Below are 14,315 nucleotides of genomic sequence, written 5' to 3' on the forward strand. Positions count from 1 at the left end.
TAGCAAAACAGGAAAGTTGAAAACAAATATTCCGTGTGTAGTCTTTGACGATTACATTTTCTAACTTCGCTAGGCACAAAATATTCTATGAAGCAAACCCGTGAAATAAAGAATTTCATTTACAGCCAATATTTTACAGACGGTCTTAGAATTTCCTTCGGAGTCTTACTTCCTCCCCTCCTGCTTTCACAGCTAGGACATCTGGAAACAGGGATTGCCGTTTCTATGGGAGCTATAACAACGAGTATACCCGATAATCCGGGGCCTGTAGTCCATAAGAGAAATGGTATGCTTTTTTGTATGCTCTTCATGGTGATTGTTTCTCTGCTAACAGGACTTATAAACGATTACCCCCTGTTGATCGTCGCTGAGGTTTTCTTTTTATGTTTCTTCTTCTCGATGTTCAACATATTTGGAAACCGCGCATCAGCCATTGGGACGGCGGTGTTGGTGATCATGATCATCAATATTGACCAAAACTTTACCATCAAAACTATCTTTGAGTACACAGGTTTTCTGCTGGCGGGGGGAATCTGGTATATGGGACTTAGTTTGGCAGTTTCGCAGTTTCGACCTTACCGGATCGCTCAGCATGCCATCGCTGAGTGCATCGAGCAGGTTGCCGAATATGTTAAGCTGAAGGCGCTTTTTTATGACGGGAAAGCTGATTTTGATGATACTTACAAAAAATTGATTGATCAGCAGATTATCGTTCATCAGCAGCAGGATAATGTCAGGGAAATCATCTTTAAAAATAAGATGTTCCTGAAGGATCCAACAAATACAGCAAGAGTACTTACGTTGGTGTTTATTGATATCATTGATTTGTTTGAGCAAACGATGGCGACTCACTACGACTACACCGCCATACGCAACACTTATTCCTCCAGCGGTATTTTAAAGGATTTCAACAAAATCATTTTCAATCTTGCCAGGGAGCTCGAAAACATGAGCTTTGATATCAATGCTAATGAAAGACCGAGGCCTGTTCAGGATTTCAAACAGCAGCTCGAGGAGTTAAAGATCCGGATTGATCAGGTTGAAAACAATCTTGTCCTTAAGAAAATTCTGATCAATGTGCGGAATATGGTTAGTCGCATTGAGAACATGTACAGTTATTTCAGCAAGAAGGGCCTGGAAAATGTGGGTATAAGCAATGAAAAAGATCTGGGGAGATTTGTCCAGACACAAACGATCGACCTTAAATTATTTATTGAGAACTTAAGCTTCAAATCATCTACCTTCAGGCATGCGCTTCGAGTTGCGATTGTAGCCATAATAGGTTATGGCGTATCTAAACTTCTGCCGCTTGGCCACCATAGTTATTGGATCCTTTTAACTATCGTTGTGATTCTAAAGCCAGGGTTCAGCCTGACGAAGACAAGAAATTATGAACGCTTAATAGGAACGATCATTGGAGGGATTGCCGGGGCTCTCATCGTTCATTATGTTAAAGACACGACTATTCGTTTCTTCTTTTTGATGATATTTATGATCGGTGCGTACAGCTTTCAGCGCCTGAACTACGTCGTCAGCGTACTTTTCATGACTCCTTATATTCTGCTGATGTTCAGCTTTATCGGATTGGGAAACCTCAGCCTAGTGCAAGAAAGAATAATGGATACTTTCATTGGTTCTTTCATCGCATTTATTGCCAGCTATCTCCTGTTTCCTTCGTGGGAATACCCTCAATTAAGAAAACACATGCGGAAATTACTAATTGCCAATTATGAGTACTTAACTAAGGTTGCTGAAGGGCTGATGGGTAAAGAGCTTGATCTGACTGAGTACAAACTGATTAGAAAAGAGCTTTATGTATCTTCGGCCAACCTTGCATCTGCCTATCAGCGAATGCTTTCTGAACCGAAAAGCAAGCAGATCAAGGTACGGGAAGCGAGCAAGTTTATGGTATTGAATCATATGCTTTCTTCGTATATCGCTACACTTATCTCGGCTTTGCGTAATGACGGTACCAGACAGGCAAACCAGGCGCACATAAAGCTGATCCGCCGAGCTTTGTATCAGCTTTGCGAGGGGATATCTCAGTTGCAGGGTGATGACGAGCCGTTTCTGGAAACAGAACTTCTCGCAGTTGATACCCAACTTCCTTCAACGGAAGATAACAAGGATAGCAGGTTGATTACGGATCAGTTAGGGTTTATAAATAAAACTGCCGGGGATATTTTGAAGACTACTCAACGATTTACAGAGGATTAAATGCCAATTATTGGTTTCGCCTGCTACAAAAGAAGCTTTGAAGCGAGCCCTAACAGCAATAAGAAGCCGAAAACGTCTGTAAATGTGGTAATTATAATTGATGATGCTATAGCCGGATCTATTCCTATACGTTTCAGGATAAGTGGAATGGACGAACCAGCTATACCGGCAAGAATAAGGTTGCCGGTCATCGCTGTGAAAATAACTAGTCCCAGCATGAGATTGCCGTCATAAAATATGGCGAAAAGAAAAACTACGAGACCTATACAGGCGCCGTTGATCAGCCCGACCGTAAATTCCTTAAGCACCGTACGATAAGCCTGATTATCTGTCAAATCACTTAGAGAGATACGCCTGATGGTAACGGCAAGTGCCTGCGTCGCGGTGTTACCACCCATACCAGCAATCATAGTCATATAGCCCGACAGCAGCAGCAGTTTGCTGATGGTCGGTTCGAAGTGCCTTATTACCGATGAAGCCAGGAAGGCCGTTCCGAGATTAACTACGAGCCAGGGAAGACGGCTTTTTACAGCCTCCTGCCAATTACCTGAAAGTGCTTCATCTTCGGAAACCCCGGATATTTTCAAGATGTCTTCCGTATTCTCTTCTTCCATAACGTCTATCACGTCATCGAAAGTAATGCGTCCGAGGAGATGCATATTATCGTCGACAACGGGAATACTGGTCAGGTTGTACTGCGAGATTAACCGGGCAACCTCTTCCTGGTCTGTATTAGCCTTAACGTATACAAAATCTTCCTTAATAAGATCCTTAATCAGGACAGTATTTCGCGATTTAATAATATCTTTCAGCGATACAATGCCCAAAAGCAGATTTTTGTCATCCACCACATTGATGGTGTAAAACTCTTCCATCTCTTCAGACTGTCTGATGATCTGGTCAAGAGCCTCTGTCTTGGTAAGCCGGCTGTTGACCTTGAGCACCTGCGTGTTCATCAGTCCCCCTGCGGTGTCTTCTTCGAAGGTCAGGAGGTTACGGATGTGCGAGGCGTCCTCTTCATCAAGGTCACTGAGGATTTCATTCTGTGTGTCTTCAGAAAGCTGACTTAGAATGTCGGTTGCATCATCATAGTCGAGCTCTTCCATGATCTCCGAACGCCGTTCCGGATGAAGGTTCTCGAGGATACGCTCCGGATGTATTTCAGCATCCATTTCAGCAATAATCTCGGAAGCGGTTTCCGACGGAAGGATATTGATAATATGATCTCTGGATTCCTGGGGGAGACTGGCAAACAGAATCGCGATTTCTGAAGCATGGTATTCCGAAAGCAGGGCTTTTAATTCTTCATCCCCACTTTCGAGCGCCTGTTTAAGGCGTTGAATATCCGTTCTGTTCAGTTCAAATGATTGCATTGATCGCTAAAATAGTAAATGAATCCGGCATACAGCTTTAAACTTCAGAACTGAAATACAGTTTTCTTTTCGAAGAAAAGTTATCAGCGTTTAGGAGTACCACCCAACAGATGGCAGCAATGGACTACAGGAAAGCAGCACTTTGCGGCCCCTGGTTGAACAGCAGGTCAACGATACTCAAATTAGGCAAAAAGCCGTTCCTGTCATCAAAAACCTGAAAGTATTCTTTAAAATGGCGACTCGGAGGCTGTTTAGGATGAATCGACTTCCGAAAGTCATCCATATCGTTATACGTTTCCTCGTAGGTAGAGGTAAATGTGTGCGGAAGGTCAAGCTTCAAGCTTTTACTGAGAAGATCCAGCAGTTCAAGGTTATAATCAAATAAAAACACCCACTTCTCTTGATAAAACCTGGCAAATGCATCTTCATAAAATTCAAAATAAGCAGAACGTCTGTAGGAAGTCTGAATACTCATCCAATGTAATCGCTGCCAATTAAAGTCGTAGCTAATCTTTACATCCTTTACCTTTGTATGCACTTTAGAGCCTTTAATTACCGGGACAATAAGATCAAGTTTGCCTTGAGGAGAGTGAATGATAGCCCTGTTACGAAAAGTTTGCTTCGGAAAATGCTCTGAAGCCTCGATGACTATCTGCTCTTTGTGAGCCTTCATCTGGCTAAAAAACTCCACAGGTGGAAGGTAAAATAAAGGAAAGATTGCGCCTTTGTGCATGCTATGTACTATGTTTGTATTTGCTGGCACGAAATTAACTATAAAAATACAGATGAAGAAGGTTCTTAAAAGCCTTATCCAATATCCGCTATATATTATTTCATTACTTCCGTTCCGGGTACTGTATTTACTTGCCGATTTTCTTTACCTCATTTTATACCATGTAATAAAGTATAGGAGAAATGTAGTCAGGGTAAATCTGAAGAGATCATTTCCTGAAAAAACCGAAGATGAGCTCAGAAGCATAGAAAAGAAGTTTTACTTGAACCTTGTCGATATCATGGTAGAAACGCTTAAAATGGCGTCGATATCTGAAGCGACGATTCAAAAGAGGCTGAAAATCACGAATAAAGAATTGATTCAGAAGTTTTATGACCAAAAGCGACCCGTTATGATTGTGACGGCGCACTACGGTAACTGGGAATGGGGCACTCCAATTATATCATCCCTCTACCCAGATCCCTGCATGGTTGTATATAAACCTATATCGGACAAGAACTTTGAGAAGATCCTGAATGGCTGGCGATCCAGATTCGGTGCTATTATGGTTCCTATGAAGAGCACGCTGCGGGCACTGCTGGCAAACAAATCGGAAACGTTTTGCCTGGCGCTCGTAGGCGACCAGACGCCTGTACGCAGCGAGACACAATATTTCACGACCTTCCTGAACCAGCGTACCGCAATTTTTCTGGGCATTGAAAAGATCGCCATAAAAATGAATATTCCGGTTGTATATGCACACCTGGACCGTGTTAAACGTGGGTTCTATGAATGCCATCTTACCACATTGTTCGAAAACCCGAGAGAAACACATGACCATCAAATAACAGAAGCTCATACACGCTTTCTGGAACAAATTATAATTAAGAAGCCAGAGATGTGGCTATGGTCTCATAAACGCTGGAAGTTTAACGAATTACAAGGCGATGTCAGATAAACCGAGTGTAGCTATCGTTATTTTAAACTGGAATGGCCAGGCTCTTCTGGAGAAATTTCTTCCTTCAGTAGTGAACTCGACATACACTAATCTCCGGATAGTTGTAGCCGACAATGCGTCTACTGATCACTCTGTGGAATACGTCAAGACGAATTTTCCTTTTATTGAGATTATTCAAAACGCAGAGAACGAAGGGTTCGCTTCAGGGTATAATACTGTTCTAAAACAGGTGGAATCAGACTACTACGTTCTTCTTAACTCTGATGTTGAGGTTACCCCGGATTGGATTGAACCCGTCATTGCGTTAATGGAAAGTGAAGAACTTATCGCTGCTGCACAGCCGAAGATCAGGGCTTACTATAGTCCGGAGCTCTTTGAACATGCTGGTGCGGCAGGCGGCTTCATCGACACTTATGGGTATCCATTCTGCCGGGGAAGGATATTTGACACCGTAGAAAAAGATGAGGGACAATATTCTAGGTCGTCTGAAATATTCTGGGCGAGTGGCGCCGCTTTATTTATCAAAAGCCGCTACTGGAAAGATGCTCAAGGTTTCGATGCTGATTTCTTCGCCCATATGGAAGAGATTGATCTGTGCTGGCGATTGAAGCGCCAAGGCCTGAAGATTATGTATTGCGCTGATTCCACGGTTTTTCACGTCGGTGGAGGAACGTTGGAAACGGAGAACCCATATAAAACATATCTCAACTTCAGAAACAACCTTTTCATGCTTGTAAAAAACCTGGATGCCGACAGATGCTTTTATGTCATCTTTATGCGCTTTTGGCTTGACCTTATCAGCCTCTTAAAGTTCGCGTCTACCGGAAAGTTTAAACATGCCATGGCTATAAGCAAGGCACATCGGTCATTTTTTTCTGAGCTCCGAAAGAACCGGGGAAAAAGAGCCAGGAGCGGCAGTCCGTTTAATGATAAAGGACTTTACAAGAAATCGATTGTTTGGCAATATTTCGTCAGGGGCAGAAAACACTTCAGTGATCTCCCTAAATAATGGGAATCAAATCTGGCAATGATCTTAAAGGCCGATCATGATCAGGACTGCTTTCCAGAGCACTAAGAACGATTAACGACTTAATCAGCTTCCAAAAGCGCTAGTGCGCGTTCTTTAAAGCTACTACACCACCGATAATGATTATTGAGGGATGTGTCAGCTGGTTACGTTCAGCAATAGCAGGCAAATCCTTTACTAAGCCGCTTCCCGACTTTTCTTTAAAATGTGTAGCATGCTGAATGATTGCGGCAGGCGTATCCCCCCGACCCTCCAATATATACGTCTCTGCAATCTCATGAACCTTTTTCATGCCCATATAGATTACAACAGTTGCATTGCTGTTCATCGCGAGCCGCAGGTCGGAAGACAGCCCTCCGTCCTTTTTAGTTCCGGTCAACACCCAGATACCCTCACTAATCGCGCGATGTGTGAGCGGGATATCACTGAAGCCGGAAGCCTGCATACTCGTAATACCTGGTATATAAAACGTCGCAATTCCCACCTGTCTGGCGAATAGCACTTCTTCAAACCCTCTTCCAAAAATAAATGGGTCCCCGCCCTTCAAACGCACCACCATACCCTTCTGAAAAGCTTTATCCCGTATGATCTCATGTATCGTTTCCTGGGCGGTGTAATCACCATAAGGGTGTTTACCGACATAAATTAACTCGCAATCGGTTCGCGCGAAGTCCAGAAGCTCCTTATTAGCCAGATTATCATACAGAATTACCGGTGTTCGCTGGATGACTTTCAGTGCTTTTACGGTTATAAGTTCCGGGTCTCCCGGGCCTGCTCCCACTACATATAACTCCGGCGTAAACTCTTTTTCGTGCATACTTGTTATTAGAGGGGGAAATTAGCAACAATTTTGAAATATCCCTATTTCAGACGCAGAATAGATTAAATAAGCTTAAATTAGAATTAATAGAAGAACGATATGAGATACAATCGAGTCGGAAAGTCAGATATCAGGATCAGCGAAGTTGGATTTGGATGCATGTCTCTCGAAAAAGATGAGCAGGTAAACAAGCGCATTGTCGACGAGGCAATTGCAGCGGGAATCAATTTCTTCGACACCGCAGATCTTTATGATAAGGGAGAAAACGAAAAACAGGTTGGGAAGTTGCTTCAGAGGAGGCGCACCGATTGTATCATAGCCACTAAGGTGGGAAACAAATGGAAAGAAGATGGCAGCGGATGGGATTGGGTGCCGGGAAAAGACTATATAATCAAGGCAGTAGAAGACAGTCTCAGGAGGTTGCAGACCGACTATATTGATTTATACCAGCTGCACGGCGGCACTTTGGAGGACCCGATAGACGACATCATCGAAGCCTTCACCGTGCTGGTGGATCAAGGCAAGATCCGGGCATACGGAATATCCTCCATACGCCCGCAGGTTATAAGAGAGTATCTGAACCGATCAGCTATTGTCAGCGTGATGATGCAATATAGTGTACTGGACAGGCGGCCTGAAGAAAGTGTGTTCAAATTACTTCAGGAAAGTCACATATCTGTTCTTGCTCGCGGCAGTCTCGCTCAAGGATTGCTTTCAGGAAAGCCGGCTCGGGAATATCTAAGCCACTCAGCTGAAGAAGTGGAGGCAGCGGCCAGAGCTGTCTGCTTTGTGGCAGGTACCAAGCGGAGCGCCTCTCAAACCGCAATTATGTATGCATTGAAGAAGCACCCTGTGGCTTCCGCGGTAGTAGGTATCCGCACTCTTGACCAGCTGAGGGATGTAGTGAATATTACCTCCGTCACTGAACTTACAGCCGCCGAGCACCATTTCCTTAGCGAAAGCGTAAAGGCTGGTACGTATGACAAGTTTCGTTAATGTCAGGGCCGATAGATCGTTTTTACGTTTACGAACTCTTTAATACCATAGACGCCTAACTCTCTACCGTAACCCGATTGCTTTATTCCACCGAAGGGAAGTTCTGGGATGGAGCGAACATAGTCGTTGATAAAACAGCAGCCTGCATCGATCATACTTTCTGCGATCTTTGATGCACGCTGCAGATCCTGCGTAAAAACCGCCGAACCCAGACCAAAGACGGTTGAATTTGCTACACTTATTGCTTCCGCCTCATCTTTCACTACAATGACTGACGCTACCGGCCCGAACATTTCTTCATCATAGGCAGGCATCCCTTCTTTTACGTTAATGAGAATGGTTGGTGGATAGAATGCATGCGGTCCTTTCTCAATGTTGCCGCCGAGAATACACTTCGCACCCGCCTTTATGCTTTTTTGTACTTGTTCATGCAACTCATCACGCAGGTTAACCGTAGCCATTGGTCCAATTTCGGTCTGCTCATCCATTGGATCACCTGGCTTCCGGGCAGCCATCTTTTCTTTGAAGCTCTCGATAAATCTCCCTGCAACCTGCTCCACTACAATAAAGCGTTTTGCAGCAATGCAGCTTTGTCCTGTATTAATCAGCCTGCTTTCTGCACATTTGGAGGCTGCAAGATCGATATCAGCATCCTCCAAAACAATATAAGGGTCGCTTCCCCCGAGCTCAAGCACAGCCTTTTTTAACAAAGAAGCAGCTTGTCCCGCAACCTTCATTCCCGCCCCAGTGCTTCCGGTGAGGGTCACTGCTTTTATGATGGGATTTTTAATAATTTCTTCGACTTCACTGCTTCCAACCAGCAGCGTCTGAAAAACATCCGCTGGAAGACCGGCCTCCCGCAAAACCTCTTCGATTGCCAGGGCGCAACCTGGAACATTGGAAGCGTGCTTTAAGACAGCGGTATTACCGGCCATTAGTCCAGGCGCCAGAAATCGAAAACTTTGCCAGAAAGGAAAGTTCCAGGGCATCACAGCCAGGATCACGCCCAGGGGCTGAAAAGTGATATAACTCTCGCTGGCATCGGTGTTCACCTGTTCCTGTTTAAGAAATTGCCCGGCGTGCTCGGCATAATAGCTGCATACTAAGGCGCATTTATCGATCTCCGCCATTCCAGCTTTTACCGGCTTTCCCATTTCCTCGGCCATCAGCCCGGCGAGTTGTCGTCTTCGGAACTCGAGAACTTCAGATACACGCCGCAGGTATGCGCCACGTTCCTCGTATGACAACGACTTCCAGCTAAGGAAGGCCCTTTCTGATCTCTCCAGCTTCGCGCTTACTTCCGATGATGAAAGAGTTTCGTATTCTTTTATGAGATCACCGGTAAGTGGATTAATGGCTTTCATGTTGAACAAGTTTTATGCAAAAAAAAATGAGGCCATAGCTCGGAGAGTTAAGGCCTCGAAATATAAAGGTTATTAATAGAAGCTTCGCTCTAAATTAAGAAACCGAATATGTCTGAGGGGAATTCAAAGGTAGTGGCGCGGGGGTCTCGAAAGAATCTTCCATAGCAGATTTAAGCGGACAGTATCCCGTAAGGCCACGCTGCAAAAGAGATCCGCCAATCATAATCTTGCCCAAAGAAATTAACGGATGGGAAAAGATATTCGTTATTCCGTTGAAAAGAATAAAGGCTCCAGTACCTAATGATATTATCCGCTCGGACTTGCTTACGTTTGCATCAGGGTTTTCTTGAAGAAGCGGACCGTTGAATGACTCCTTTAAAGTGTCAATTATTTGATTGTTCATAGCTGTATGATATAGATGTTTTAACCATAACATCTGGAAAGGAACACTGTTTAAAAAGAATTTAAAAACATTTCCGGCATTCTCGACGAGAACAAATTACGTCCAGATTGCAGGGAACGCTCGTTAGCAAGAAATATTTTCATTTAAATCAAAAAAAACTTTGACACACTAAAATTTTACATATATTTGATCAAGCTCATCTGGCTAATTATAAACCAAGCCCTTATCTCACCAAGATAAGGGTTTTTCCTCCTTTCGGTTAAAGATCCTGAATATCAAGCTCTAATGCGCCTAATCGCTTAAGTGAATATGAGGGAATTCCCATAGAGTCTGACTGATAAAGCCATCGATCGGTATTTTGCTTACTGTTCTTGATCCCGATAACAACGTAGCTGATGTTATGAGTCTTTAACAGTGATGGAAGCTCTATTAGAGGATCGTCGTGAAGCATAACAATGCGCTTTCGTGGCAATTTGTTCCCTACACGATACCACCTTTGCGGGATGATGTTTGTGGACTGCCGCATAAGTTGGGACAAGCGTCCCCCATCGATTATTTCTAGTTCCAGATTTCGAAAGCGAACACTGCCACCAGATACCTTCAGATCCGGTTCAGCTATCAAGGAATCGAAATGTGCAACTTGACTTAAACGCAAATTCCTGTCGCGAATAAGGGGCATAACGGAATAAGATAAAGTGTTATTTCCAACGTCAATATCTGTGAGGATAGTAGCTCTGCCAGCCCGGGTGAATGCCACAGCAACATGGTTTCTGATAGAATAAAACACGACTGACTTCCTTCTCCAGATTATAAGTCCGCTTATAGTATAGATCGAGCTGATCAATACAGAAAGAATCAACATATACCATACCGCCTTCTTACTCTTCTTTGTAATTCCGACAAACAAGAAGCCAATAAGAAGATAAATGAGCAAATAAAACGTAATATGCAGATGATAGCCATGCAGACTCGAGGAGGGCAACTTCGCTATGAAACGCAAACCAGCGTTCAGCGAAATGATTCCGTTCTCCATCAGCCAGGCAAGACATCTAAGGGGCATGTCGGCAGAATACGGGAGGAAGGACATCATCAAAAAGCCCACTCCGGCGTACATCACCACCGTTACCGGCACCATTATAAAGACATTGCTTGCCAGGAAATACAATGGAAACTGATTAAAGTAATACAGGCACAATGGAAAAGTGGCTACTTGGGCGGCAAGTGAAAAAGCAAGATAAGACCATATCGCCCGATTTATCGCCGATCTAAACTTAAGCATCGCGTTAATAACAGGGTAGAACAATATTAACCCGAAAACTGCTATATACGATAGCTGGAAGCCCAGGTCGAATAACCAGAGAGGCTTGCTTAAGAGCTGAAAAAATGCCGCCGCAGATACACAGTTGAATATACCTGCATTTCGGTTCAATAGTCGGCCTGTAATCATAAAGCTCATCATGACCGCTGACCGACACGCTGCTGCCGAAAGACCGGAAAGCAGCGTATAGAGCCATACAAACATAACGATAAGCAGCGCCTGGGCAATATTCATCTTACGCCCTTTCCATATACCAAGTAAATACCCTGCGAGTGCGGCAACGATGGCAACATGCATTCCAGAAACAGATAGTACATGCATCACGCCGGTTGCACTATATGTATTCAGGATCTCTCTGTTTAAATCTGCCTTGTATCCCAACAGTAATGTAGAGATCACTGCAGCTGCCTCCCTATCTTTGATATGTTGATCGAGTTTTTTGATGACTTTCTTTCGAAGTTTTACTGCTCCATAAAACACATTTCCGGTTTTTTCCCCTAGCCGTACTACCTCCGAAGTCTTTAGGAAGGCCCGATGCCATACACTTTTGTTCGCCATGTACCGACGGTAGTTAAATTCTCCCGGGTTTGCGGGCGCTTCAATTTCTGAAAAGCGGGAAGGGACCATCAATATTGCTCCGATAGATAGATTCACTGTGAAAGCCGGGTCCTTGAGACAGGAAATCAGCAATCTACCGTTTGCATGCGAATTAACGGAATCCGTTATAGCCCCATGAACAAGCGCTTCGAAACGGATTATGGAAGCTTTTTCCTCGGGTTCTGAGCAGATCTCGACTAAAAGCTGCTCTGAATACAGGTTACTGAAGTGTTTTTTCTGCTGATCAAGCAGGAACGAACCTGTTCGGGTAAACGCTGCCGAGAATATGAAAAACTGAAAAAGTAAGCCAGGCAACCATTGCTTTAGATAAAGCTGATATTGTCTATACTGGATATGTAATATCAGCAGAAGTAGCATCAAGAGAAGGGTGAAGACAAACATCCCGTGACTGACAGTGAGGTTAAGTGCACTGTGAGACCTGGCGACAATGCCGGCTGCCATCGGGAACAGCAATCTCAGGAAGACATGTTTACTGACTGACTTCATTTAATGAGGTATCTTATCTGAAATTTAATATCAGACTTGCTCCTTCCGGAGATGAGGTCCGGTCCGCTTCCTATCTCATCTTTGTCATTATATACAGTCATCGCATAACGGAGCCAAAGATCTATTGCCCTGCCAATGCGATATCTGCCGTTCAGGTAATATCTTATTCCGCCATCCTGGTAGGCGGGGATCGCATAGCTATAGAGCACATCGTTTTCAAAGGCGTAAAGCCTCGAATCAAATCCGTCGGTGCTGAACAAAGCCATTCTGCAATTACCGCTAAAACGGGCGCCCAGAGGTTTAAAAATAATATCCTGATAAATCATTGTCCCACTCTGCCTTTCTGCATCCTTCTCAAACCGGACCATTTCTGCCCGGTTTCTGAGCGTCCAGCTCCTCCCGATCTTGTAGCTCAAATCGATTCTGTAGTTCTCCTTTTCGACAGACACCAGATAATTCACCGCATTTTCAACATTGTCATTCTGCTGTTTTATAATTGATCTGAAGCGCAAAGCGAGTTTAGTTTCCTTGTTGGGCGACCAAACAGCCTGAGTTAGAATCTCCCTTCCCAAAGAGGGTGCATCAACCCTGTAACGCATCCAGGGAAACTTAAACAAGTCAGTATAAAGAGACCATTCCATTCTGGCGTTCAGCCGTATATGGAGACCTGAATAAAGCCCCTGTTCATTTGACACACCGCTACCTTCGGCTATCGACTGACTAAAAAAGGAATAGTAATCTTGATGGTAGTTGCGATAAAGGACAATCGCAGAAACCTGCTTCGATAAGCTTCCCATGAGGCCACCAATCATGGCCAGACCAGTGCCGAAACTATGAGACAGCTCTGCGAACGAATAAGTGTTCTTCCATGTAAAATTGTAATATAGAGATCCATTCGTCAGATTAGATGCCGCAAAGTCAAATCTGCGGTAGAGAGTTTCACTTCGTTGTAATGGTTCACTAAAACGTGTCTGGTAGAACAAGGCTCCGATCCTTAGCCCCTTGTCCTCATATTGCAAAACGGAACCGTAAACCAGCTGGCTTTCAGAGCCCTTTCTGCTCAGCTCTGAGGCCGTGCGATGGAGACCACTCGCACTTATGGAACTTATAGCTGTCGATTGCAGCGAATCTGCGGGTACCAGCGCAGCATCAATTCGATTAAACGACACAAAAGGTGTGAGCTCTAAATGATGCAAGCCGATAGTCGCTGCTACCCCCCGAAAGAAGCCCGATTCGTTGGTTGATGAGTAGGGCTTGAGACCTGACTGTACCTTTGCAATCCCGCTTATGCTCGCTCCTTTGCCAAAGCCAAGGCCTGACCATAAAGCTACTCCCTGTCCAAACTGTAAAGAATAGTCACCAATCGCCAGCTTTCTCACCATACGCCTGCCTCTTACAAAAAAGTTAGCCGAATAAAAGTCGAAGCCGTTCACCCCGTTCCGAAAAGAAAAACGTTCACCTGGGTCTTTTTCCATTGTCAGTCCCGCCGAAATTCTGCTGCCGCTATGATACCGCAGCCGCGATACCAAACGATAAGATGAGCCTTCATACCGGCGCACCGAATCTCCGGCCTCATAACCTTTTTGACTTTCCAGAACCCTTCCGTAAGTCGTCATCCAGTCGAGCCTGGACACTTGCGACATAGCTTGCTTTTGCAATAAGGCAGGTTTATCAATAAAAACAAAGGGTAGCAGCTGCTCAATGAGCGGCCAGGTAAAAAGGTCAATAAGCTGCAGTTCCTGAATATCTGTGAAAGGCCCGTTTTCACGACGGTATTTGATCAGATTATCTGCTTGAAGAGGGTCTAGAAACACCAGTTCGCTCAGCTGCTCCGCGTTAACCGTGTTCAGGTCATAAGGATGTTCCTTAAGGAAATACAATCTTTCGGACAGTTCAGCATAGTCATTATCCTGCTGCTGATTTTCGGCAATCGTTTCAAGCAGGTTTTCAATAAGCGGATCACTTTCTGTCTGAGCTCTAACTTCTGAGGTCAAAAGAATAATTTCCAAGCAGAAAAGAATAC

At 44.3% G+C, this 14,315-nt stretch carries 11 protein-coding genes; 4 read left to right on the plus strand and 7 right to left on the minus strand.

Annotated features, from left to right (window positions below; all coding sequences use genetic code 11):
• Positions 1-87 precede the first annotated feature (87 nt).
• Complete coding sequence (locus ACKI5J_RS17015) at positions 88-2,217, plus strand: FUSC family membrane protein (RefSeq protein WP_407430688.1); 2,130 nt, start codon at positions 88-90, stop codon at positions 2,215-2,217.
• A gap of 23 nt (positions 2,218-2,240) precedes the next feature.
• Here ACKI5J_RS17015 and mgtE read toward each other — a convergent pair whose 3' ends face one another.
• Together mgtE and ACKI5J_RS17025 are read right to left on the minus strand one after the other, a co-directional pair.
• Complete coding sequence (gene mgtE / locus ACKI5J_RS17020) at positions 2,241-3,590, minus strand: magnesium transporter (protein WP_407430689.1); 1,350 nt, start codon at positions 3,588-3,590, stop codon at positions 2,241-2,243.
• A 124-nt stretch (positions 3,591-3,714) separates the two neighbouring features.
• A complete protein-coding gene (locus ACKI5J_RS17025; RefSeq protein WP_407430690.1) occupies positions 3,715-4,323 on the minus strand; it encodes a WbqC family protein in 609 nt (202 codons plus the stop codon).
• A gap of 52 nt (positions 4,324-4,375) precedes the next feature.
• Here ACKI5J_RS17025 and ACKI5J_RS17030 point away from each other — a divergent pair, with 52 nt between their 5' ends.
• Both ACKI5J_RS17030 and ACKI5J_RS17035 read left to right on the plus strand, forming a co-directional pair.
• Positions 4,376-5,260 (plus strand): lysophospholipid acyltransferase family protein, encoded by an 885-nt coding sequence (locus tag ACKI5J_RS17030; RefSeq protein ID WP_407430691.1) that lies wholly within the window; start codon positions 4,376-4,378, stop codon positions 5,258-5,260.
• Positions 5,250-6,269, plus strand: a complete 1,020-nt coding sequence (locus ACKI5J_RS17035) for a glycosyltransferase family 2 protein (RefSeq protein WP_407430692.1) — start codon at positions 5,250-5,252, stop codon at positions 6,267-6,269. The genes ACKI5J_RS17030 and ACKI5J_RS17035 overlap by 11 nt, the downstream gene beginning before the upstream one ends.
• Positions 6,270-6,369: 100 nt before the next feature.
• Here the strand turns inward: ACKI5J_RS17035 and cobA are convergent, their stop codons facing one another.
• Positions 6,370-7,104: a uroporphyrinogen-III C-methyltransferase gene (cobA, locus tag ACKI5J_RS17040; RefSeq protein WP_407430693.1), complete on the minus strand. Its 735-nt coding sequence runs from the start codon at positions 7,102-7,104 to the stop codon at positions 6,370-6,372.
• Positions 7,105-7,206: 102 nt separating this feature from the next.
• On the opposite strand from cobA, the gene ACKI5J_RS17045 reads away from it, so the two are divergent.
• The gene (locus tag ACKI5J_RS17045) at positions 7,207-8,103 is read left to right on the plus strand and encodes an aldo/keto reductase (protein WP_407430694.1); all 897 of its coding nucleotides are present in this window, start codon (positions 7,207-7,209) and stop codon (positions 8,101-8,103) included.
• Between the two features lie 2 nt (positions 8,104-8,105).
• On the opposite strand, the gene ACKI5J_RS17050 is transcribed toward ACKI5J_RS17045, so the two are convergent.
• The 4 genes from ACKI5J_RS17050 to ACKI5J_RS17065 form a co-directional block, all read right to left on the minus strand.
• Complete coding sequence (locus ACKI5J_RS17050; RefSeq protein WP_407430695.1) at positions 8,106-9,467, minus strand: NAD-dependent succinate-semialdehyde dehydrogenase; 1,362 nt, start codon at positions 9,465-9,467, stop codon at positions 8,106-8,108.
• A gap of 94 nt (positions 9,468-9,561) precedes the next feature.
• On the minus strand, positions 9,562-9,870 hold the full coding sequence (locus ACKI5J_RS17055; protein WP_407430696.1) for a DUF2892 domain-containing protein: 309 nt from the start codon (positions 9,868-9,870) through the stop codon (positions 9,562-9,564).
• A 259-nt stretch (positions 9,871-10,129) separates the two neighbouring features.
• Positions 10,130-12,292 carry a ComEC/Rec2 family competence protein gene (locus ACKI5J_RS17060; protein WP_407430697.1) on the minus strand — a complete coding sequence of 721 codons (2,163 nt, stop codon included), beginning with the start codon at positions 12,290-12,292 and terminating at the stop codon, positions 10,130-10,132.
• Positions 12,289-14,286 (minus strand): helix-hairpin-helix domain-containing protein, encoded by a 1,998-nt coding sequence (locus tag ACKI5J_RS17065; RefSeq protein ID WP_407430698.1) that lies wholly within the window; start codon positions 14,284-14,286, stop codon positions 12,289-12,291. The genes ACKI5J_RS17060 and ACKI5J_RS17065 overlap by 4 nt, the downstream gene beginning before the upstream one ends.
• Positions 14,287-14,315 lie beyond the last annotated feature (29 nt).

Source organism: Arcticibacter sp. (genome assembly GCF_045629565.1).
Classification (GTDB): Bacteria; Bacteroidota; Bacteroidia; order Sphingobacteriales; family Sphingobacteriaceae; genus Arcticibacter.